18 protein-coding genes are annotated in these 19857 nt (G+C 64.7%); 10 read left to right on the forward strand and 8 right to left on the reverse strand.

Annotation, left to right across the window (positions count from 1 at the left end; all coding sequences use genetic code 11):
* The first annotated feature begins 185 nt into the window (after positions 1-185).
* The 4 genes from N551_RS0104940 to N551_RS0104955 all read left to right on the forward strand — a co-directional run bounded on the left by N551_RS0104940 (position 186) and on the right by N551_RS0104955 (position 6305).
* Positions 186-3053: a PAS-domain containing protein gene (locus tag N551_RS0104940; protein ID WP_027566011.1), complete on the forward strand. Its 2868-nt coding sequence runs from the start codon at positions 186-188 to the stop codon at positions 3051-3053.
* Between the two features lie 193 nt (positions 3054-3246).
* Positions 3247-4224: a tripartite tricarboxylate transporter substrate binding protein gene (locus N551_RS0104945; protein ID WP_027566012.1), complete on the forward strand. Its 978-nt coding sequence runs from the start codon at positions 3247-3249 to the stop codon at positions 4222-4224.
* Positions 4225-4306: 82 nt separating this feature from the next.
* Positions 4307-4792, forward strand: a complete 486-nt coding sequence (locus N551_RS0104950; protein ID WP_027566013.1) for a tripartite tricarboxylate transporter TctB family protein — start codon at positions 4307-4309, stop codon at positions 4790-4792.
* 4 nt (positions 4793-4796) lie between these two features.
* Positions 4797-6305 (forward strand): tripartite tricarboxylate transporter permease, encoded by a 1509-nt coding sequence (locus N551_RS0104955; protein ID WP_027566014.1) that lies wholly within the window; start codon positions 4797-4799, stop codon positions 6303-6305.
* Positions 6306-6320: 15 nt separating this feature from the next.
* Here N551_RS0104955 and N551_RS0104960 read toward each other — a convergent pair whose 3' ends face one another.
* The gene (locus N551_RS0104960; RefSeq protein WP_027566015.1) at positions 6321-8015 is read right to left on the reverse strand and encodes a bifunctional diguanylate cyclase/phosphodiesterase; all 1695 of its coding nucleotides are present in this window, start codon (positions 8013-8015) and stop codon (positions 6321-6323) included.
* A 221-nt stretch (positions 8016-8236) separates the two neighbouring features.
* Between N551_RS0104960 and N551_RS0104965 the strand changes: the two genes are divergently transcribed.
* Positions 8237-8497: a hypothetical protein gene (locus N551_RS0104965; RefSeq protein ID WP_027566016.1), complete on the forward strand. Its 261-nt coding sequence runs from the start codon at positions 8237-8239 to the stop codon at positions 8495-8497.
* 1 nt (position 8498) lies between these two features.
* Here N551_RS0104965 and N551_RS0104970 read toward each other — a convergent pair whose 3' ends face one another.
* From N551_RS0104970 to mtgA, 3 genes are all read right to left on the reverse strand, one after another.
* On the reverse strand, positions 8499-9131 hold the full coding sequence (locus N551_RS0104970) for a hypothetical protein (protein WP_027566017.1): 633 nt from the start codon (positions 9129-9131) through the stop codon (positions 8499-8501).
* A gap of 142 nt (positions 9132-9273) precedes the next feature.
* A complete protein-coding gene (gene rpmF, locus N551_RS0104975; protein ID WP_007598106.1) occupies positions 9274-9456 on the reverse strand; it encodes a 50S ribosomal protein L32 in 183 nt (60 codons plus the stop codon).
* Between the two features lie 169 nt (positions 9457-9625).
* The gene (gene mtgA, locus N551_RS0104980) at positions 9626-10300 is read right to left on the reverse strand and encodes a monofunctional biosynthetic peptidoglycan transglycosylase (RefSeq protein WP_027566018.1); all 675 of its coding nucleotides are present in this window, start codon (positions 10298-10300) and stop codon (positions 9626-9628) included.
* A 160-nt stretch (positions 10301-10460) separates the two neighbouring features.
* Between mtgA and N551_RS0104985 the strand changes: the two genes are divergently transcribed.
* Together N551_RS0104985 and N551_RS0104990 are read left to right on the forward strand one after the other, a co-directional pair.
* Positions 10461-11384 carry a polyprenyl synthetase family protein gene (locus tag N551_RS0104985; protein WP_027566019.1) on the forward strand — a complete coding sequence of 308 codons (924 nt, stop codon included), beginning with the start codon at positions 10461-10463 and terminating at the stop codon, positions 11382-11384.
* 7 nt (positions 11385-11391) lie between these two features.
* Positions 11392-12084: a DUF1345 domain-containing protein gene (locus tag N551_RS0104990; RefSeq protein ID WP_027566020.1), complete on the forward strand. Its 693-nt coding sequence runs from the start codon at positions 11392-11394 to the stop codon at positions 12082-12084.
* Between the two features lie 16 nt (positions 12085-12100).
* Here the strand turns inward: N551_RS0104990 and N551_RS0104995 are convergent, their stop codons facing one another.
* Both N551_RS0104995 and N551_RS0105000 read right to left on the reverse strand, forming a co-directional pair.
* Positions 12101-13927 carry a caspase family protein gene (locus N551_RS0104995; RefSeq protein WP_027566021.1) on the reverse strand — a complete coding sequence of 609 codons (1827 nt, stop codon included), beginning with the start codon at positions 13925-13927 and terminating at the stop codon, positions 12101-12103.
* Positions 13928-14107: 180 nt separating this feature from the next.
* Positions 14108-14536, reverse strand: a complete 429-nt coding sequence (locus N551_RS0105000) for a GFA family protein (protein ID WP_027566022.1) — start codon at positions 14534-14536, stop codon at positions 14108-14110.
* Positions 14537-14628: 92 nt separating this feature from the next.
* Between N551_RS0105000 and N551_RS0105005 the strand changes: the two genes are divergently transcribed.
* From N551_RS0105005 to N551_RS0105015, 3 genes are all read left to right on the forward strand, one after another.
* Positions 14629-15003: a nuclear transport factor 2 family protein gene (locus N551_RS0105005; protein WP_027566023.1), complete on the forward strand. Its 375-nt coding sequence runs from the start codon at positions 14629-14631 to the stop codon at positions 15001-15003.
* Positions 15004-15141: 138 nt separating this feature from the next.
* Positions 15142-16011, forward strand: coding sequence for a class A beta-lactamase (bla, locus tag N551_RS0105010; protein ID WP_027566024.1), 870 nt, complete (start codon positions 15142-15144; stop codon positions 16009-16011).
* Positions 16012-16059: 48 nt separating this feature from the next.
* On the forward strand, positions 16060-17667 hold the full coding sequence (locus N551_RS0105015; RefSeq protein ID WP_027566025.1) for a Na+/H+ antiporter: 1608 nt from the start codon (positions 16060-16062) through the stop codon (positions 17665-17667).
* Between the two features lie 26 nt (positions 17668-17693).
* Here the strand turns inward: N551_RS0105015 and N551_RS0105020 are convergent, their stop codons facing one another.
* Together N551_RS0105020 and N551_RS0105025 are read right to left on the reverse strand one after the other, a co-directional pair.
* The gene (locus tag N551_RS0105020) at positions 17694-18515 is read right to left on the reverse strand and encodes an N-acetylmuramoyl-L-alanine amidase (protein WP_027566026.1); all 822 of its coding nucleotides are present in this window, start codon (positions 18513-18515) and stop codon (positions 17694-17696) included.
* Between the two features lie 3 nt (positions 18516-18518).
* Complete coding sequence (locus N551_RS0105025; RefSeq protein WP_027566027.1) at positions 18519-19856, reverse strand: Rieske 2Fe-2S domain-containing protein; 1338 nt, start codon at positions 19854-19856, stop codon at positions 18519-18521.
* Position 19857 lies beyond the last annotated feature (1 nt).

A 19857-nucleotide genomic window follows, 5' to 3' on the forward strand; every position in this document is an offset into this window, starting at 1 on the left:
AACGCGCAATTGCGCAGGTCGACCGGCGCGACGGTACCTTGCCCCCTTCACATTGGCAGCATCCTGCATCGTCGGTCACCCTCCGTAAACTACGGCGCTTAAGGGAATTTTCCCGCCTCTTCGCTAGCCTCGGCGGCTGAATTACATCGCGTTAAGTCTATTGCCCGCCGAGACCCCGCCGCCCCATGACGTCGATCCGCGACAACGAGCTTGATGCACGCCGCGAGCAGGGCCCGAAGGCCCTGGTCGGGCTGAGCCAGCTTGCGCTCGACCACATGGAGCAAGGCGTCTGCGTCTACGATGCCGGCAACCGGATCGTGCTGGTCAATCAGCGCTACCTCAGCCTGTTCAACATGTCGGCCGAAATCGTGCGGGTCGGCACGAGCTACCGTGACGTGCTCGCCCACAGCGTGGCCCTCGGCAACATCCCTGCGGGGGAAGTCGACGCACTCTATGCCGCGCGCATGGCGCGGATCGCAGCCGGCCAGCCGTTCCGGACTCAGCAGACGCTCGCGAGCGGCCTGGTCATGGCGCTCGAGCTAAAACCGCTCCCCGGCGGCGGCTGGATGACGATCTGCGACGACGTCAGCCGCCTCGCCCGGGTAGAGGCGGAGCTGCGCGTGCAGACCGAGCGCAGCCAGCACGCGCTCGCCAACATGGCGCACGGATTGATCATGTACGATGCCGACAGCCGCGTCGTCGTCTGCAACGAACGTTTCCTGAAGCTCTACAATCTCGACCCGGAAATCGTGAAGCCGGGCGTCTCGCATTGTACGGTCATCGAGCATTGGATGTCGCGCGGCAACCTGCCGGGGATGTCGGCCGACGAATTCCACGACACCAGGCTGGAGGACGTGCGCACCAGGAAGGCGAAAAACCTGCTGGTGATGCGTTATGACGGACGGATGGTGCAGGTGGCTTCCCGTTTTCTGCCCGACGGCGGCTGGGTGACCGTGCACGAAGACGTCACCGAGCGGCTGCAATACGAGGAGATGCTGAGGCAGCAGAACTTCATGCTCGACGCGGCGCTGGAGAACATGGCGCACGGACTCGCCTTCTACGACAGCGAGATGCGCCTGCGCGTCTGCAACACCACCTACCGGAAGATCTATCGGCTCTCGCCGGAGGAAGCCAAGCCGGGCACGCATCTCGGCGAACTGATCGAACGCTCGATGGCAAACGGCGCGTTCTCCTCCGAGTATAGTCCGCAACAACTCCTGGAAGCCGCCAGCGCAAGGATTGCCGACCGCAACTCCTCGCCGATACGCCGGCGGATGTCGAACGACACCACGATCTCGGTGCGCTATTGCGCTCTGGCCGAGGGTGGTTTTGTGGCCACCTACGAGGACATCACCGAACGCGAGCACGCAGTCGAGGAGCTGAGCGAGCAGTATCGGCGCTTCGACGCGGCCCTGAACAACATGAGCCAGGGCCTGTGTATGCTCGATTCGAGCTTGCGCGTCATCGTCTGCAATCGGCGCTACATCGAGATGTACGGACTGTCACCCGAATTGGTGAGGCCGGGTGTGTCGATGCGCGAGATCATGGAGCACAGCTGCGAGCTCGGCATCCATCCAAACACCACCGCCGCGCGGCTCTATGCCGACTATGTCGAGAGGCTGCGCGAGGGCGAGCACACGCTGCACCGCTATTTGGGCGACGGCCGCATCATCAAGCTCAATCACAAGCGAATGGAGCATGGCGGCTGGGTCGTCACCTATGAGGATGTCACCGAACGCCACAAGGCCCAGGCCCGCGTGGCGCACATGGCGCGGCACGATTCACTCACCGACCTGCCCAATCGCACTCTGTTCCGCGAGAAGATGGGCGAGGGACTGAACCAGGTCGCGATCGCCGGCGGCGCGATGGCCGTGCTGTGCTTCGACCTCGACAATTTCAAGACCGTCAACGATCGCCTCGGCCACGCGGCCGGCGACCGGCTGTTGCGCTGGGTCGCGGCGCAGCTGAAGGAGAATGTCGGCGAGCACGACACCGTCGCGCGGCTCGGTGGCGACGAGTTCGCGGTTCTCCAGCGCGGGCCGCAGCCGCAATCGGCGGAAAGGCTCGCGCGCCGCCTGGTCGAGATCATCGGTCACCCGCCGCCGCTGGAGCACCAGTCGATGCATGTTGGCGTCTCCGTCGGCATCGCAATCGCGCCCGATCATGGGCTCGACGCCGACGAGCTGATGAAATGCGCCGACCTCGCGCTGTACCAGGCCAAGGCCAAGGGGCGCGGCGCCTATCAGCTGTTCGAGCCCGAAATGGAGAAAGAGGCTCGCAGCCGGCACGCGCTCGAGCACGACCTGCGCGGCGCGCTGGAGGCCCGTGAATTCCACCTGGCATTCCAGCCGCAGGTGCGGCTCGACACCACCGAACTTACCGGCTTCGAGGCGCTGCTGCGCTGGAAACATCCCTCGCGCGGCCTCGTCTCACCGGCGGAATTCATTCCGATTGCGGAAGAGAACGGCCTGATCGTTCCGATCGGCGAGTGGGTGCTGCGCACGGCCTGCGCGACCGCCGCGACATGGCCCGATCTCACCGTCGCCGTGAACCTGTCGCCGGTGCAATTCCGCTCGCGCGGTCTGGTGACGATGGTGACGAGCGCGCTTGCGGAGGCCGGCCTGCCACCGCATCGGCTCGAGCTCGAGCTCACCGAGACGGCGCTGCTCGACGACAGTGAATCGACGATCGAGATCCTGCACCAACTCCGCGCGTTGGGGGTGCGCGTCAGCCTCGACGATTTCGGCGTCGGCTATTCTTCGCTGAGCTATTTGCGCAGATTTCCGTTCGACCGCATCAAGATCGACCGCTCCTTCGTCGGCACGATCAGTGAAAGCCCGGAGAGTGTGGCGATCGTCCGCACCATCGCCAGCCTCGGCTCGGTGCTCGGCGTCGAGACCACGGCGGAGGGTGTGGAGACGATTGAACAACTCGACTTCGTCCGCGAATGCGGCTGCACCGCCGTGCAGGGATATTATTTCGGCAAGCCCTCCCCGGCCGCGGAGGTCGGACGCGTGATCGAGACGCTGAGCGCAGTACGCCGCGTGGCGTAAGGGCCCCACCGAAGGCAAATTCCGTATCTCGGCACGCCTTCAAACGACCAATTGTCGCACGTGCGCTTTTCGGCGGGATCACCGTATCGCGCCCGCGCAATGCGCTTTTCTTCTCCCATGAATTCGGGGACAATCCCGTCATAACAATGAGAAACGGCGGCCCGAACCAGGCCACCGCGAGGGAGGAGTTTCGATGTCGCGATACGGGCTGAAGACAATCGCCTTTGCCGCCATGCATGCCGCTGTGAGCGCGCTGCTCGCAACCGCCGCCGGTGCGCAGGATTATCCCACCAAACCGGTGACGCTGATCGTGCCATGGCCCGCCGGCGGATCGACCGACATCTCGATGCGCGCGATCGCCGACAGTGCGTCTAAGGTCCTGGGGCAGCCGATCGTGATCGACAACAAGGCCGGCGGCGGCGGCACTGTTGGACCTGCCACCATGGCCGCAGCTGCGAAGCCGGACGGCTACACCATCTCACAGCTTCCGATCACCGTCTTCCGCCTGCCCCTGATGCAGGAGGTGTCCTGGGATCCGGCGAAGGACTTCACCTATATCGTTCACCTCACCGGCTACACCTTCGGCGTAACCACCAGCGCCGAGTCGCAATTCAAGTCCTGGAAAGACGTGGTCGAGTTCGCGAAGGCAAATCCGGGCAAGGTGACCTACGCGACGCCGGGCACAGGCACCTCGCTTCATATTGGCATGGAGCAAATCGCCGCGATGTCCGGCATCAAGCTCACGCAGGTGCCGTTCAAGGGCGGGGCGGAGACCAACGCCGCGGTACTCGGCCAACACACCATGCTGCAGGCCGACTCCACCGGTTGGCGGCCCTTGGTTGACGCCGGTAAGCTGAAGCTTCTCATGGTGTGGACCGGCGCGCGATCGCCGAATTATCCTGACGTGCCAACGCTGAAGGAACTCGGCTATCCCATGGTCTATGATTCCCCGTTCGGCATCGCCGGCCCCAAGGGCATGGATCCCAAGATCGTCGCCAAGCTGCACGACGCCTTCAAGAAGGCGGTCGAGGACCCCGCGGTGATCGCCACGCTCGCCAAATACGACATGGTGCCGAGCTACAAGAATACCGAGGACTACAAAAAGTTCGTCGTCGAGGTCACGGAGTCAGAGCGCAAGGTGATCGACACGCTCGGGCTTGCGAAGAAGTAGGATTGAGCCACTTTCGTGTCCCGGATCTGCAGCACACCGCGTCGCGCTGCGTAGCGTCCGGGGCACGACCGAGAGGGTATCGATGAACGACCAAACCACCGTCAAACTCCGTTTCAACAACTCCGAACTCTGGGGCGGCTTGATCGGGCTCGCGCTGGGCGGCTTCGTGATCTGGCAGGGCGTTAGGCTCAAGCTCGGCACCATCAACGATCCCGGTTCCGGCTACGTACTGTTCTACACGGGCATCCTGATGTGCGTGTTCGCGGCCAGCATTATCATCTCGGCCATCACCGAGGGCGGGCCAACGCTGGCTTCGCGCTGGGACAATGTGAGCTGGAGCAAGCCGCTTCTCGTCATCGCCTGCCTCACTGCGTTCTCCTTTGCCCTCGAGCCGCTGGGATTCCTGCTGTCATCGATTCCGCTCATGTTGCTTTTGCTGCGCTTGATCGATCCCGTGCGTTGGACGCTGGCGATCCCGATCGCCGCGCTGGTGCCGCTCGGAATGTGGTGGGTACTCAAGCGGCTGCTGCTGATCCAGCTACCCTCGGGCCTGTTCGGGATCGGTTGATCGCATGGATACGCTCGTCAACGTCGCGCACGGGTTTGGCGTCGCGCTCCTGCCGATCAACCTGCTCTACTGTTTCATCGGCGTCTTCATCGGTACGCTGGTCGGTGTACTGCCAGGCATCGGGCCGATCTCGGCGATGTCTCTGTTGCTTCCGGTGACACTGTCAGGAACGCCGGAATCCGGCATCATCATGATGGCGGGGATCTATTACGGCTCGATGTATGGTGGCTCGACCACTTCGATCCTGGTCAATATCCCGGGCGAGGCGGCTTCAGTCGTGACCTGTATTGACGGCCACCAGATGGCGAAGCAGGGCCGTGCCGGCCCTGCGCTGGGCATCTCCGCCTTCGGCTCCTTCATCGCCGGCACATTTTCGCTCGTTGCGCTGATGCTGGTGGCACCTCGGCTCGCCAACATCGCCATCGCGTTTGGCCCTGCCGAATATTTTAGCCTGATGGTGCTCGGCCTCATCGTGCTCACGTTCCTCACTCAGGGATCAATGCCGAAGGCGCTCCTGATGGCATGTATCGGCGTCGTGCTCGGACTGATCGGCCTCGACAGCATCACGGCGCAGCCGCGGCTGACGTTCGGCCGCATGGAGCTGATCGACGGCATCGGACTCGTGCCCGTCGTGATGGGCCTGTTCGGCGTCGCCGAGGTGCTGCTCAATACCGAGCAGGCGATCAAGCGCGATATCATCAACGCCAGGATCACGCAGTTGCTGCCCAGCAAGGCCGATTGGCAGGCGAGCGCCGGCCCGGTGGCTCGCGGCACGTTCCTCGGCTTCCTGCTCGGCATTCTCCCGGGCGGCGGCGCCGTGGTCGCCTCGTTCGCGTCCTATGCCCTGGAGAAGCGGCTGTCGAAAACGCCGGAGCGTTTCGGCCATGGCGCGATCGAGGGCGTAGCGGGTCCCGAATCCGCCAACAACGCGGCGGCCGGAGGCGCTTTCATTCCGCTGATGACCTTGGGCATCCCCCCGAACGTGGTAATGGCGCTACTGCTCGGCGCCTTCGTCATCCATGGCCTGCAACCGGGGCCGCTGCTGATCACGCAGAACCCCGGCCTGTTCTGGGGCATCGTCGCCAGCATGTATATCGGCAACGTCATGCTGCTGATCCTCAATTTGCCGCTGATCGGCATGTGGGTGCAGCTGCTCAAGCTGCCCTACAACATCCTCTTCCCGCTGATCATCCTGTTCACGATCCTGGGCGTCTATTGCTCGAGCAACAACGTGTTCGACGTCTATGTGATGATCGCGTTCGGCATCATCGGTTATTTCATGCGCAAGCTCGGCTTCGAGCCCGCGCCGCTGGTGCTGGCGTTCGTGCTGGGACCGATGATGGAGAACAATCTGCGCAAGTCGCTGATCCTGTCGCAGGGCGACCTCTGGACCTTCGTGCAGCGCCCGATCTCGGCAGCGTGTCTGGCGCTCGCGCTGGTGCTGCTGATAGCCCCGTTATTGCCCGCCTTGCGTAAGAAGCGCGAGCTCGTGGCGCTGGATGAGGGGGCATGAGGGTTTGGCAGGGTCTCAGCTTGCCGCGGGCAGCGCGCTGTCCGGCGGCGCGCCCCAGGGGCGGTCGGCTGAGGCGAGCCCGATCAGGCGGCCCTGGATGTAGTCGCAGCCCCAGTCGCGCAGCATGTTCGCAGCTTCTTCGTCCTGCACCCATTCGGCCACCGTCTTGATGTCGAGGCGGCGAGCGAGGTCGATCAAGGTCTGCACGAAGGCGCGGTCGTCGGCGGAGCGAGTGATGTTCTGCACGAACGCGCCGTCGATCTTCACGATGTCCACGCCGAGCTTGCGCAGATTACGGAACGAAGTGTAGCCGGCACCGAAATCGTCGATGGCGATGCGACTGCCGAAATTCTTCAGCCGGGTGACGAAGCCGCGCACATCGTCGATGTCCTGGATCGCGACGGTTTCGGTGATCTCGACGATCAGCCGCTCGGCGACGCCGGGATGGGCACGCATCAGCGATTCGATTCCGGCCCACCAATCCGGGTCCATGGTGGTGTCCGGGGAGATGTTGAGGCTGAGGCAGATGTCGGGCGCGGCGGCGAGCTCGGCGACCACGAGCTCGAGCACGCGGTGATCGACCAGGCGGATCAGGCCGAGCCGTTCCGCGACCGGCACGATATCGGGCGCGAGCAGCACCTGGCCGTCGCCCTGGTCCATCCGCACCAGGCATTCGTGAAAAGAGCACTCGCGCGAGAGGGCGGCAACCACCGGCTCATAGGCGAGCTTGATGCGGCGCTCGTTCAGCGCCGTGACGATCTCGTCGGTGACGCGGATGTTGACGCGGCGCTGGGCGTCGCGCGCGGCATCCGGGCGCCAGGCTGCGAACGAGCCGACTCGGCGTTGTTTCGCGGTGTCCAGGGTCTCGTGGGCGCGATTGACGGCTTCATCGGTGTTGCGGGCATAGCGCGGCACGCTGACCGCACCGATCGAGGCGGTGACCGACACCGGGCCGGATTTGGTCGGCACCACCTCGTCGCGGATGCCGGCGAGGAAGCGCTCGGCGGCGACGTTCATGTCGTCGACGGTGCAGTTCTTCAGGATCAGGCCGAACTTGTTGCCGGAGAAGCGGCCGAGCACGTCGCCGCCGCGCAAGCGCGCGCGAATGCGCGTGGCGACGTCGAGGATCACGGCGTCGGCAACGTCGAAGCCGAAGGCCTCGTTGACACGCGCGAGATGATCGATGCCGACCAGCATGAAGGCCGCGGTCGAGCGGAAACGGGTCGTCTCCTCGATGGCCTCGGCCAGCGCGGCGATCAGATGCGAGCGATTGAGCTCGCCGGTCAGCGGATCGAGCCGGGCGAGCTTCGTCAATTCCTCGTCGCGGGCATGGCGTTCATTGTTGATGCGGACGGAGCCGATCGCACGCACCGGGCGGCCGTCGGGGCCGGCGAACCACCGGCCGGTCTCCTCGATCCAGACCACGGGATCGGCGGCGCTCATGCGCACGCCGTACTCGACCCGGTAGGGCGTGCCGTCGGCGCCATGCACGGCTGAGGTCTGCGCCAGCGCGGCGGTCCGCAGCGATTGCGCGGGCTCGATCAGCTTTGCGAATTCGGCGCCGGTGGCCAGCCGTTCGGTGGGAATCCCGGGGAAGATGGCGCCGACCTGCTCACCCCAGACGATGGCATCGCTGGCGATGTCCCAGGCGAACACAGCCTGGCCAAGGGCAGCCAGGATGTCGGAGGCTTGCGGCAATGCGGGGGTCAAAATCGCCTCGTTTCGGGACAGCGGGGAGTCCTGAGTCGGCACAGGATAAAGCCAGATTCGCCATTGACCCTAGGCAAAGTTGATAAACAATTTGGAAACCACGTTTGTTCTCGTGCAGGAACCAAACCGGCCCGTCCGGCATAGGCCTTGCGAGTACATCACACGCACCGGCGCCAGCGTCTCGAAACGCGACAATCCAGGCCGGGTCAACGGTGATCGCGATGTTGAGTACTGATCAAGTGGACATGGCGGACAACGGCACAGGCTCGGCTGTGGTGCCGCTGATGCCGGTTTTGCAGTGGGTCCACAAGGCACCGCTGCCGCGCCCCGATCCGAGCTTCGTCGCCCAGCTCATCGCCAATGCCGAGCACCTGCCCCAAGCGAGCCGACTTCGCCGCGTGTCTTCTGAGGATGCGCAGGTCGCCTATGGCAGCAAGCGCCCGCTTCCGAGCGTGACCGCGCGCACGCGCCAGGTGGCTTGAATCAGCGCGGCGCGTCGGGAGACGGCTGGGTGCCGTTGCCCGGCTGCAAATGCGGCGAGGGAATTTCCGGCGAGGGCGTACTCACAGGCTTCGGCGCGGGATGATCCATCAGTACGGATTCGGCGACCGATTGCGCGGATTGCGCGGATGCGGGCGGCGCAACGACCGGCTCGAACTTGGGCTCGAACGTCCCTTCATCCGCCGGCGTCTCGGCTTGGCGCTTGGCCTTGCGAGGCGCCGGCACTGTCGTTTCGGCGACATAAGCGACGCGGCGGCGGGTGCGCTGGGCGATGCCGCCGAGGAAATCGGCCATCGCCAGCAGCACCAGAAGGAAATAGGTGGAGTTGCCGAATTTGGGCCACATCACGAATTCGGCCGCAGCCGCGCCGAACACAATCAGCGACAGCAAATGATCCATCAGGAATTTCGACCCGGGCCGCGCGCCCTTGACCACCTCGAGCAGCAGCAGCACGACACCTAGCGCGAGCATCACGTCGGCAAGCGTGACCGGCCAGGCCTCGCCCGTGATCATCGGCACCCTGAACAGCACGTCCGTAAAGGACACGCTGGGCATCAGGAAGGCGATGATGTTGTAGACCGCAAGCGGGATCAGGAGCAGCGGGAAACCGACCATCGGCGAAATGCCTTCTCGATCAAGAAATCCAGACAGGACAATGCGGCGGCGAAGCATTCGCTCCGCCGCCGTCACTGTCATATCTCATGGATTGGCCGAAATCAGGCAGGCGAAATCATCCTGCCTGGGAAAGGTCCTGAATTCAGGACTCTTTCTTCTTCAGGACCTGACGGCCCTTGTACATGCCGGTCTTGAGGTCGAGATGATGCGGACGACGGAGCTCGCCGGAGTCCTTGTCTTCCACATAGGTCGGCTTCTTGATGGCGTCGGCCGAGCGGCGCATGCCGCGGCGCGACGGCGAGGTTTTTCTTCTCGGAACGGCCATTTCAGTATCCTCTAGGGATTGGTGTCATCAGGGCATCGTCCGCGAGGGGACGGCTCAGCACCCGCAAACCGAGGCGAGCTGAATGCCGGTCAAGGCCGGGCTTATAGAGGAAGGCCTGCCTTAAATCTAGGGCTCTGGGCCGGAAAATGCGCCCGAAAAGGACCGGAAATCAGCGATTCTCCCGCCAGCAGGTCGAAAGCGAGCTCGCCTGCGCCCTCGCCACATAGGTCCCGGCCAGCCGCCGGACACCCGGTCCCGGCGTCCTGGCGCTGCGTTTGACCGGATTCGGCAGGATCGAGGCCAGAAGCGCCGCCTCCCGGGGGGAGAGGTTCGCCGCCGATTTGCCGAAGGCATAGGCGCTGCCCGCCTCGGCCCCAAACTGGCCCTGTGGTCCCAGCTCAGCGATGTTGAGGTAAATCTCCAGGATCCGTGCCTTGGGCAGCACGAGATCGATCCACAGCGCCAGCGGGAATTCCAGCGCCTTGCGGACGAAGTCCCGCCCCTGCCAGAGGAACAGGTTTTTCGCCACCTGCTGGGTGATGGTGGAAGCGCCCCGGAACGGGGTGCCGTCCTCCCGGGCATCGTCGACCGCCTCACGCAGCGCCCCCCAGTCGATACCGTGATGCTTGCAGAAATGGGCGTCCTCGGCCGCCACCACCGAGCGTGGCAGCGAGGGCGACATCGCCGCCAGATCGATCCATTCCCGCTGCATCGGCGCACCCCGAAGCGAGCGCCAGATCATCAGCGTCGAAACGGGATGGCCGGCGCGGTAGAACGGCGCGACGACATAGGGCGCGAGAACCGCGACCGCGAGCACCAGGAGAAGGATTTTGACGACGCGCAAATCAACCTTTCCGGCGCAGAACGAAACGCGGCCACGGGCCCGGCATTAAGTCTGTGATAATTCGGGCCTTTTCCAGCACTTTTTAGGCCTTCCAAACGATTGACTGAGGCGGGCGCATAAAGGATTGTCCCGCCGAATTTTAGTTCTGGAGCCCTTCTTGATGACCGGCACGTCCCCGTCCGATTTCGCCAAACGTCTGGACAAGACCGCTGATGACACCGAGGCGCTGCTCGGGCGCCTGCTGTCGGACGACATCCTGCCCGATGAGATCGCCCGGCCCAAGCGACTGATGGACGCAATGCGCTATTCGAGCCTCAACGGCGGCAAGCGCCTGCGGCCCTTCCTGGTGGTCGAGAGCGCGGCCGTGTTCGGCGTGCCGCGCGAAGCCGCGCTGCTCGTCGGTGCGGCGCTCGAATGCATCCACTGCTACTCGCTGATCCACGACGATCTGCCGGCGATGGACAATTCGGACCTGCGCCGCGGCCGTCCGACCTTGCACAAGAAGACCGACGACGCGACCGCGATCCTCGCCGGTGACGGCCTCCTGACGCTCGCCTTCGACATCATCACCCGCGACGAGATCCATCGCGACGCCAATGTCAGGCTTTTGCTGACCCGCGCACTGGCGCGCTGCGCCGGCATCGGCGGCATGGTCGGCGGCCAGATTCTCGACCTTGCCGGCGAAGGCCGCTTTGGCGGCAACGAGCCGATCGACGTCGCCCGCATTCAGCAGATGAAGACCGGCGCGCTGCTGCGCTACGGCTGCATCGCCGGCGCGATCCTCGGTCAGGCCTCGCAAAAAGAATATCAGGCGCTCGACGATTACGGCCGCGCGCTCGGTGAAGCCTTCCAGATCGCCGACGACCTGCTCGACGTCGAAGGCGATGCCGCCGCGCTCGGCAAGCCTGCCGGCGCCGATGCAGCTCTCGGCAAGACCACCTTTGTCACCCAGCTCGGCATCGAAGGCGCCAAGCAGCGCGTGCGCGACCTGCTCGCGCGCGCCGACAGCGCGGTCTCGATTTTCGGCGATCGCGCCGCCGTGCTGCAAGCGGCTGCGCGGTTCGTGGCCGAACGGAAGAGCTGATAGCGCGATGGCGGGCGGCAACAAGGAAGACCCCGCCCTCGCCCGCTTTCGCAAGATGTCGCGGCCGATGCGGCTGATTTATGCGCGTCCGCGGACGTTCATGTCGCTTGCCGTTGGTATTCTCGTCTGCCTGCTCATCCCGGGTTCGCACCGGCTGGTCACGCGGCTTCTGTTCGGCTGGGATGCGTTGATCGCCGTTTATCTGGTGCTGGTCTACGCGATGATGCTGTGCAACGACCACCAGCACATCCGCCGCGCCGCAGCGATGCAGGACGACGGTCGCTTCGTTATCCTGCTGGTGACGGCGATCGGCGCCTTCGCCAGCATCGCCGCGATCGTCTCGGAGCTTGGAACGCCGCATCGCGGCGTCCTGGAGCTGAGCATCGCAATCACCACCATCGTATTGTCATGGGCCGCCGTGCACACGATCTTCGCCCTGCATTACGCGCATGATTATTACCGGCACGCCACGCCGGGCGGCCTTCAGTTTCCCAGCGGCGACAAGGAAGACCACGCGGATTATTGGGACTTCGTCTACTTCTCGTTCGTGATCGGCATGACCGCGCAGGTCTCCGATGTCGGCATCTCCGACAAGACCATCCGCCGCACCGCCACCGCACACGGCATCGTCTCATTCATCTACAATACGGCCTTGCTGGCGCTGACCGTCAACATCGCGGCCAGCGCGATCTCAACTTGAACTCACTTCCGCAATCCTAATTACAGACCTCGGCATTGGCATCATTGCCGGGGCCGCCGCCGCCGCGATATTCGAGATGGCAGCCGCGGTTGACCGGACGGCAGCCGCCGCTATTGCAGAATAGCTGTCCGCCACTCGAGGGGCGGCTGGCGCCAGCAGCAGCAGCAATGCCGGCAGCGCCGCCAAAGCCGCCAGCTGCTCCGGCAGCTTCACCGCCGGCTTGACGACGCTGCCGTGCGGGACGCTCGTCGCCGTCGTCACGCTTTGCAGTCGCAGGCTTGGCGGGCCTGGCGGCACGCTGCTTCTCGCACTCGTTGTCGTCGTTGAGCGCATAGCCATCACGGCAAACGATCCTGGTGCACTTGTCGCCGTCGGCCTTGAAGCCGTGCTCGCAAACCAGCGGACAGACGCGCGACTGTTTCGACTTGACCGTGTCGAGTGCATCGGTGCTCGCCACCTTCACGTCGAGCTTGGTGCCGGCATAACGGTTGAACTGCGACAACGAGCGCTGTGCGGACGGGGTCCAGTTGCCGTCGGCGGCGCCGGAGAAGCAGCCGACGCGGCCGAGCTCGGTCTGCACCGAGCGGCTGAGATCGGCCGGCGCGATGGCCGGCGTCAGCGACGCGACGTTGGTGCCGGCTGGGCTCGCCGTGCTGGCGGGCGCTGCACTTGGCGCCGCGGCGGCGAGATTGACGCGCTGCTGCTCGGCGGCGGCCGCCTGCTGCTGCGCCTGCTCCTTGGCCTTTTGCGCGGCAAGCTGTACCTGCTCTGCGGCCTTCGCATCGGCGGCTGCCTTGGCCTGCGTATCCTTCTGCGCGCCAAGTGCGGCAAGACGATCGCGCTCGGCCTCGGCCTGCTTGGCCTTCTCGGTGGCCGCCGCATGAGCCTGTTCGGCGCCGATTTTTTCGACCTGAAGCTTGGCGAGGCTCGCATAGAAGCCGTCGGGATGCTGGGCAAGGAAGGCATCCCACGCCGGCCTGTTGCCAACCTGGAGCGCGAGTTCGTAATCGCGGCGGATGTCAGCCTGAGGATTCGGCGCGGGCGCAGCGGCAGCCGCAGCGGTCACCTTGACCGGCACCAGCGGAACGTCTTCGCCGCCGAGCGAGCCATAGACGAACGGCTCCTGCTTGTTACCTGTCGACTTGAGCACGTCGTCGCGCACGAAGCCGAAGGCGCGGCGGACGTCGAGGCCGGGCGTCGTCAGATGCTTCGACAGCGCCACGGTGAAGGGGCTGTTCGCACCGTCGCCGTCCTGCGCCGTGAAGCCGGCCTTGGCCGAATAGGCGATCAGCGTGTTGGAGCTGGTCGGCTCAACCTGGGCGAGGCCGCGGCCGATGCCGCGCGAGGCGACCGTGCGCTTCATGGTCTTGCCGAACGGATTGTCACGGCAGGCATCCAGGATCACCAGGCGAAGCTGCTTGGCCGGTTCGACCGCGACCAGGACGCGGTCGAGGGAGAGCGCCTCGTCAAAGACGTCGGTGTCACGCTCCAGCCTGGCGTCGACAGGGATCAGATAATTCGAGCCTTCGACCTCGATGCCGTGGCCGGCATAATAGACTACGGCGATATCGGCATCGCGGGTCCCGTCGGCGAATTCGCGCAGCACACGCCGGGTTTCCTGCGCCGTCAGATCGCGCCGGGAATCGACGATGTCGAACCCGGCCTCCTTCAGCGTCCTGGCCATCACCGAACCGTCATTGACGGGGTTCGTAAGCGACGGCGCATGCTGATAGGCGGAGTTGGCGATCACCAGCGCGACGCGCTTCCCGGCGAAAGCGGGCCCGGTGCCGAATAGCAGCGCGACGACGAGGAGAAGTGGGCAAAGTCTGAGCAATTGGCGCATGACACGACTTCCGAGTTCAGGGCAGTTCGAGCCCCTTTGGGACGGCTTTAGCAGGGTCCGTCGCGGACGCTTGTGACGGAGGTCACGAAGGTGGCGCCGGCGGCGGGCCGAAAGACCCCTTTTGTTTGTCGCGCCAGTCCGGCCGCGGTTCGCCGCGAAACAGGTGCGCAGCAGGTTCCCTCAGGCATCCCCGATGTGGCCCCGATATTGAGGCAGATTGTCCGTAATCTCGTGCCAGGGCGCCTTCGAGCCCACGAAAATGTGGGCGCTCGGTCGGATGGAGGGGACATCGACCAGGGTTCCCATGGCGACATGGACCCATTTTCCCTCGCGCACCCGGGAATAAAGCAGCGAGCCGCAACGGGCGCAGTGGGCGTCGTGGGTGGTGTCGTCACCGTAGATGGTGCGCTGGTTCTCGCCCCTGACGATGCGGAGCTTGCTCTGCTCAATGCCGGCGAACGGCTTGAAGGCGGCGCCCGTGGTGCGGCGGCAATCCGAGCAGTGGCAGTTCATCGCATAGGAGAACGCGTCCGCCACCTCGTAGCGCACGGTGCGGCAGTAGCATTCGCCGATCAGGAAGGAAGCGTTCGAATTCTCTGATCCGGTCATCACAGCGTCCTTGCGCCAATGGTACGGACACCATAGCGCATTTTGATGTGTACGACTAAGTTCGCCCTGAGCCATCATTCAAAGGGATGACCATGAGCCAGAACCGTTCGAGCGTCGAAGCCGTCGTGCAATCTTACTTCGACGGACTTTACGAGGGCGATGCCGAAAAACTCGGCGCCATCTTCCACCCCTCCGCCGATTTGCGCTGGGTCGAGAAGGGCGAACTGCAGGTGCTGACCGTGCCGGACTGGCTCGACCGCGTGCGCGAGCGTCCCTCCGGCAAGGCCGAAGGCAAGGCGCGCGAGGATTTCATCGTCACCATCGACCGTTCGGACGACAAGACCGCCTTCATCAAGGTCCGGTGCCAATTGCCGCCGCGTTTTTTCACCGACTATCTGGTGGCGATGAAGCTCGCCGACGGCTGGCAGATCGTGTCGAAATCCTATCGGTATGACCTGCGGGAGTGAGGGGCGCGACCATCCGCTGCCCGAAATCGGGCGCACTCGTCCCACATCCTCCGTCATTACGAGCGCAGCGAAGCAATGACGATGCGGATGGAGTGCATGCCGCATCTCCACCCCGCCCCGTCTCGCCAAGAGTTCCCCATGCTTCTCGACCGCCGTTCGCTGCTCGCCTCGCTGTGCTGGATGGCCGCCTCCCCTGCGCTCGCCGCGGACGCGCAGCCTGAGCTCGAAACCTATGAGCGCGAGAGTGGCGGCCGGATCGGGGTCTATGCCGAAAACCTCGCGACCGGCGCAAAGCTCGCCTGGCGCGCTGACGAACGGTTCGTCATGTGCTCGACATTCAAGGCTTCGCTGGCGGCTTGCGTCCTGGCGCGGGTCGATCGTGGCGAGGATCAGCTTGCGGCCATGATCCCGTACGGCAAGGCCGACCTGCTGGAGTACGCACCGGTCGCCAGGCAGAACATTGCCGCCGGCGCAATGTCGGTCACCGAGATGTGCAAGGCGATCGTCGAGCTCAGCGACAACACCTGCGCCAATTTGCTGTTGGCACGGATCGGCGGCCCCGCCGCGCTCACGGCATTCTGGCGCTCACTCGGCGACACCACCTCGCGGCTCGACCACAACGAGCCCGAGCTCAACCGCTCACCGCCCGGTGATCCCCACGACACCACGACGCCGGCGGCGATGGCAGGCAATCTGCGCCGGCTGCTCACGGGCGAGGCGCTGTCGGCCACCTCGCGCGCGCAGCTCACGGAGTGGCTGGTGGGTTGCAAGACCGGCGCGAACCGGCTGCGTGGCGGGCTCCCCGCAAGCTGGAAGATCGGCGACAAGACCGGCAACAACGGCAAGGACGCCTCCGGCGACGTCGCAGTGGCCTGGCCCAAAATCGACACGAAGCCCGATGCACCGATCCTGATCGCGGCCTATACTCAGGGCGGCACGCCGACCGCGGCGCAGATCGAAACCGTGTTCGCACGCATCGGCCGCATCGTGGCCGAGCGGCTGGTGTAAGCCGCACGCATTGACGTTGCGACCGCTTCCGGGTGAAGACAGATCATCATGGAAGCGAAATTTCAGACCTTTCTCATCCTGCTCGCCGTGCTGGCGGGCACAGCGCTTGTCGCCCGCCGCTTCAACATCGCGCCTGCCATTCTGCTGATGCTCTCCGGCGTCGGCCTCGCCTTCGTGCCGGGCATGCCGCCGGTCGAGCTGCCGCCGGAACTGGTGCTGCTGATGGTGCTGCCGCCGCTGATCTACTCGGCGAGCGTCGCGATGAGCTGGCGCGAATTCAAAAAGAATCTTCGCCCCATCGTGCTGCTCGCGGTCGGCGCGGTGATCTTCACCACAGCGCTGGTCGCAACTGCCACGCATTATTTCATCGGCCTGCCCTGGACGATCGGCTTCCTGCTCGGCGCCATCGTGGCGCCGCCCGACGTGGTGGCGCCGCTCGCGATCGCGCGCCGGCTGCACTTGCCGCGCAGGCTCATGGTCATCCTCGAAGGCGAAGGGCTCGCGAATGACGCCACCGCGCTGATCCTCTACCGCTTCGCGCTCGCCGCGATCATGGTCGGGCATTTCTCGCTGCCCCTGGCAGGCGGCGAGTTCTTGCTCATCGTCGCTGGCGAGATCGCCTTCGGCATCGGTGTCGGCTGGCTCTCCCTGCGGTTCCGCAAATGGTCGGGGGATCCGCAGGTCGAGCTGACACTGTCGCTGATCACGCCCTACGTGTCCTACTGGCTGCCCGAGCATCTCGGCGGCTCCGGCGTGATCGCCACCGTCGCCTGTGGTCTCTATGTGAGCTGGAACGGGCCGCTGCTGATCTCGGCATCGACGCGCCTGCAAGGAATCTTCTTCTGGGACCTCGTGATCTATCTCATCGAGGGCCTGCTGTTCCTGCTCACCGGCTTCCAAATGCGCGCGCTGTACGAGAAGTCGAAGGCGTTTCCGCTCGACGACATCATGATTGCGACTGCCGTGGTGCTGGCGGTCGTCGTGATCGCGCGCTTCGCCTGGCTCTATCCCGCGACCTATCTGCCGCGGATGCTCAGCAAGTCGCTGCGCGCGCGCGATCCGTCACCACCATGGCAATGGCCGTTCGTGCTTGCGTTCACCGGCGTGCGCGGCGCGGTGTCGCTGGCGGCGGCGCTGGCGCTGCCGTTCACGCTGCCGGGCGGCGAGGCCTTTCCGTTTCGCGACCTGGTCCTGTTCGTTGCCTTCGGTGTCATCTTCATCACGTTGATCGGCGTCGGCCTCACCCTGCCTCCGGTGGTGCGTTGGCTCGGTGTCGCCGAAGCCGGTCGCAACGAGCATGCCGCCGAGCACGAGTCCGAGATCGCAGCACGGCGCCAGGCCCTCGATGCCGCCCTGAAGTCACTCGACGCGCTGACCGAGGAGAAGGACGTGTCGGACGAGGTAATGCGGCTCCTGCGCGCGCGACACGAGATCCGGGTCAACCAGCTGCCCGATTCGCTCGATCCCACCCACCACGACGTCTCCGCCGCCGGCACCGCCCTGACTCGGGACCTGATCGCCGCCGAGCGCAAATTCATCCACGACCTGCTGCGCGACGGCCAGATCACCGACGAGACGCGCCGGAGGATCGAGCGGGATCTGGACCTGGAGGAGGCGAGTTTGGCGAACCGGGAGTATCGGGGCGGGCCGCTATAGATTCTCGTCATTGCGAGCGTAGCGATCTACCGCCTCTCGCAAAACTCCCTCATCGCCACCGCCACGGCGTCCGCAATGATCTCCTGCCGCTCCGGCGAGTTCATCGTCATCTCCTCGTCGCGGTTGATGATGGAGCCGGCTTCGAGCAGCACTGCGGCGCTGCGGGTTTGCGAGAGCACAACGAGCCCGTCATAGCGGTACACGCCGACATCCTTGTCGAGCAATTGGCGCCGGTAGCGGCCCATCACCGGCAGGGCATATTGGCCGGCATAATGCAGGTCCTGATCCTTCAGCTGCCGGCCGATCATCCGAGCCAGCATCAGGCTCGCAGCGTAGTGCGGATTCCGCTGCGACACAAACAGAGAGTGGCCCGAAAAGCGGTCGCTGAAATAGCTGTTCGCACCGTCGAACTCCCAGGTCTCGATCAGCTTGTCCGGCACCGAATCGTGATGGATCGACAGGAAGAGATCGGCCCGGGCGTCATTCGCGGTACCGACGCGTTTGAGCAGGCTCGGCCGCGCCTTGCCGTCCGTGACGAGCAGGCGGGCCGCGGCAAAGCCTTCGGCCTTGAGCTTCGCCGTGATCAGACTTGCAAGCCGGAAGTTGAAGCCGAACTCCGTGTCGTTGCGTGCACTCAATGCGCCGTAGGAGTCAGGGGTGTGCCCGACATCCACGATGATCCGGAATTTCGACATCTCGCATTTGACCGGCGCGTGCGGCGGCTTGGGTCTCGCGATTTTGCGCGCGAGAGCAGCATGACCGGTGCCTGCAAGCGCCAGCGACCATAGCAAAATCGACGCGACGAGCGTCCGGACGAGACTTGCGATGATGCTGCGCGGCTGCCCCAAGCGCTACTCCGCTGCCGCGATTCGCGGTCGGCCGACAAAGCCTGTGACGTCACCGAAACGCTCCAGCATCACCGCGGAAAGGTCCTTGGCCTTGCCGGTGACGCAGGCGCCCGAGCGCACGGCGTAGCGATCCTGATGCGCGGCGTGCGGCGGCGGCTCGCCCTGCTGAAGTGCCCGCGCCAGCTCCAACACGACTTTCCGGAAATGCATGATGCCGAGATCGGTCGGACCGAGATGCTCGCGGGTGCGGTCGGCGATCGGGCCCTGGCTGTCCTGCACGGCCGCATCCTGTTCGGAGACACCCTTGATACCGGTGTAGCTCCTGGTTTTCTGCAGCTTGCGGTCGATCAGATAGTCGTTGCCCTTGTGGCGCAGCGGCACGTAATTGTCGTCGACCTCCGCGATCACGCCATTGCCGCGGTCAAAGGCGTCACGCTCGGCTTGCGTCAGCGGCCGCTCCGGATTCCAGGCATAGGTGTAGATCCAGCAATTGGTGTCGGTGACGGGCACGAAGGTCTGGCCAAAGATGTTCTCGCCGGGCATCGCGCTCGGGGCATAGGCGTGGAACGGCATCAGGAACTGCGCGATGCGCCAGTAGATGTTGTCGCCCCCGGTGAGCCGCCCGCCGGCGATGGTGAGGCCTGCTTCGTGCGGGGCGATCTTGATCACCGGGCGCGGATCCTCCGCGATCCAGCGCATGTGATCGCTCGACATCCGCGCGATCGGATTCACAAAATGCTTCTTGATGTCCAGGATCTCGTTCTCCTCCTTGTCGAAGGAGAGATGGGCGAAGGTGAAATGCGCGGTGTCGATCGAGCCTTCCAGCGCCTGCACCCAGTTGCAGTCCTGCCATTTCTTGCTGACATAGCGGTGCGAGGGCGGCAGCAGCGCCATTTCGAGGTCCGGCAGCTCGGGCATCGCGTCAGCCGGGCCCATATAAGCCCAGATCATCTCGCCCCATTCGCGCACCGGATAGGATTTGATGCGGATGAGGTCTTTGGCGTTGAGGTCGGGATAGGACGTCGGCATGTCGACGCACCGGCCGTCGGTATTGAACTTCCAACCGTGATAGACACAGCGGATACCGCATTCCTCAACGCGCCCAAGCCAGAGATTGGCGCCGCGATGCGGGCAGTATTGGTCGATTAATCCGACAACGCCGCGGGTATCGCGGAAGGCGAGCAGCTCCTCGCCGAGAACGATGATCTTCTTCGGCTCGCCGTCGGGCTCGGGGAGTTCTTCCGACAGCAGCACGGGGATCCAGAACCGGCGCAGCAGCTCGCCCATGCCGGTGCCTGCATCAGCCTCGGTCAGGAATTTGTTGTCCTCGGCGCGGAGCATG

The organism is Bradyrhizobium sp. URHA0013, from assembly GCF_000518345.1.
GTDB lineage: Bacteria > Pseudomonadota > Alphaproteobacteria > Rhizobiales > Xanthobacteraceae > Bradyrhizobium.

Bases quoted from the DNA above. Each gene is read 5' to 3' on its own strand.
- N551_RS0104940 (WP_027566011.1), top strand. From the start codon at position 186: ATGACGTCGATCCGCGACAACGAGCTTGATGCACGCCGCGAGCAGGGC.
- N551_RS0104945 (WP_027566012.1), top strand. From the start codon at position 3,247: ATGTCGCGATACGGGCTGAAGACAATCGCCTTTGCCGCCATGCATGCC.
- N551_RS0104950 (WP_027566013.1), top strand. From the start codon at position 4,307: ATGAACGACCAAACCACCGTCAAACTCCGTTTCAACAACTCCGAACTC.
- N551_RS0104955 (WP_027566014.1), top strand. From the start codon at position 4,797: ATGGATACGCTCGTCAACGTCGCGCACGGGTTTGGCGTCGCGCTCCTG.
- N551_RS0104965 (WP_027566016.1), top strand. From the start codon at position 8,237: ATGTTGAGTACTGATCAAGTGGACATGGCGGACAACGGCACAGGCTCG.
- N551_RS0104970 (WP_027566017.1), bottom strand. From the start codon at position 9,131: ATGGTCGGTTTCCCGCTGCTCCTGATCCCGCTTGCGGTCTACAACATC.
- rpmF (WP_007598106.1), bottom strand. From the start codon at position 9,456: ATGGCCGTTCCGAGAAGAAAAACCTCGCCGTCGCGCCGCGGCATGCGC.
- N551_RS0104985 (WP_027566019.1), top strand. From the start codon at position 10,461: ATGACCGGCACGTCCCCGTCCGATTTCGCCAAACGTCTGGACAAGACC.
- N551_RS0104990 (WP_027566020.1), top strand. From the start codon at position 11,392: ATGGCGGGCGGCAACAAGGAAGACCCCGCCCTCGCCCGCTTTCGCAAG.
- N551_RS0104995 (WP_027566021.1), bottom strand. From the start codon at position 13,927: ATGCGCCAATTGCTCAGACTTTGCCCACTTCTCCTCGTCGTCGCGCTG.
- N551_RS0105000 (WP_027566022.1), bottom strand. From the start codon at position 14,536: ATGACCGGATCAGAGAATTCGAACGCTTCCTTCCTGATCGGCGAATGC.
- N551_RS0105005 (WP_027566023.1), top strand. From the start codon at position 14,629: ATGAGCCAGAACCGTTCGAGCGTCGAAGCCGTCGTGCAATCTTACTTC.
- bla (WP_027566024.1), top strand. From the start codon at position 15,142: ATGCTTCTCGACCGCCGTTCGCTGCTCGCCTCGCTGTGCTGGATGGCC.
- N551_RS0105015 (WP_027566025.1), top strand. From the start codon at position 16,060: ATGGAAGCGAAATTTCAGACCTTTCTCATCCTGCTCGCCGTGCTGGCG.
- N551_RS0105025 (WP_027566027.1), bottom strand. From the start codon at position 19,856: ATGCTCCGCGCCGAGGACAACAAATTCCTGACCGAGGCTGATGCAGGC.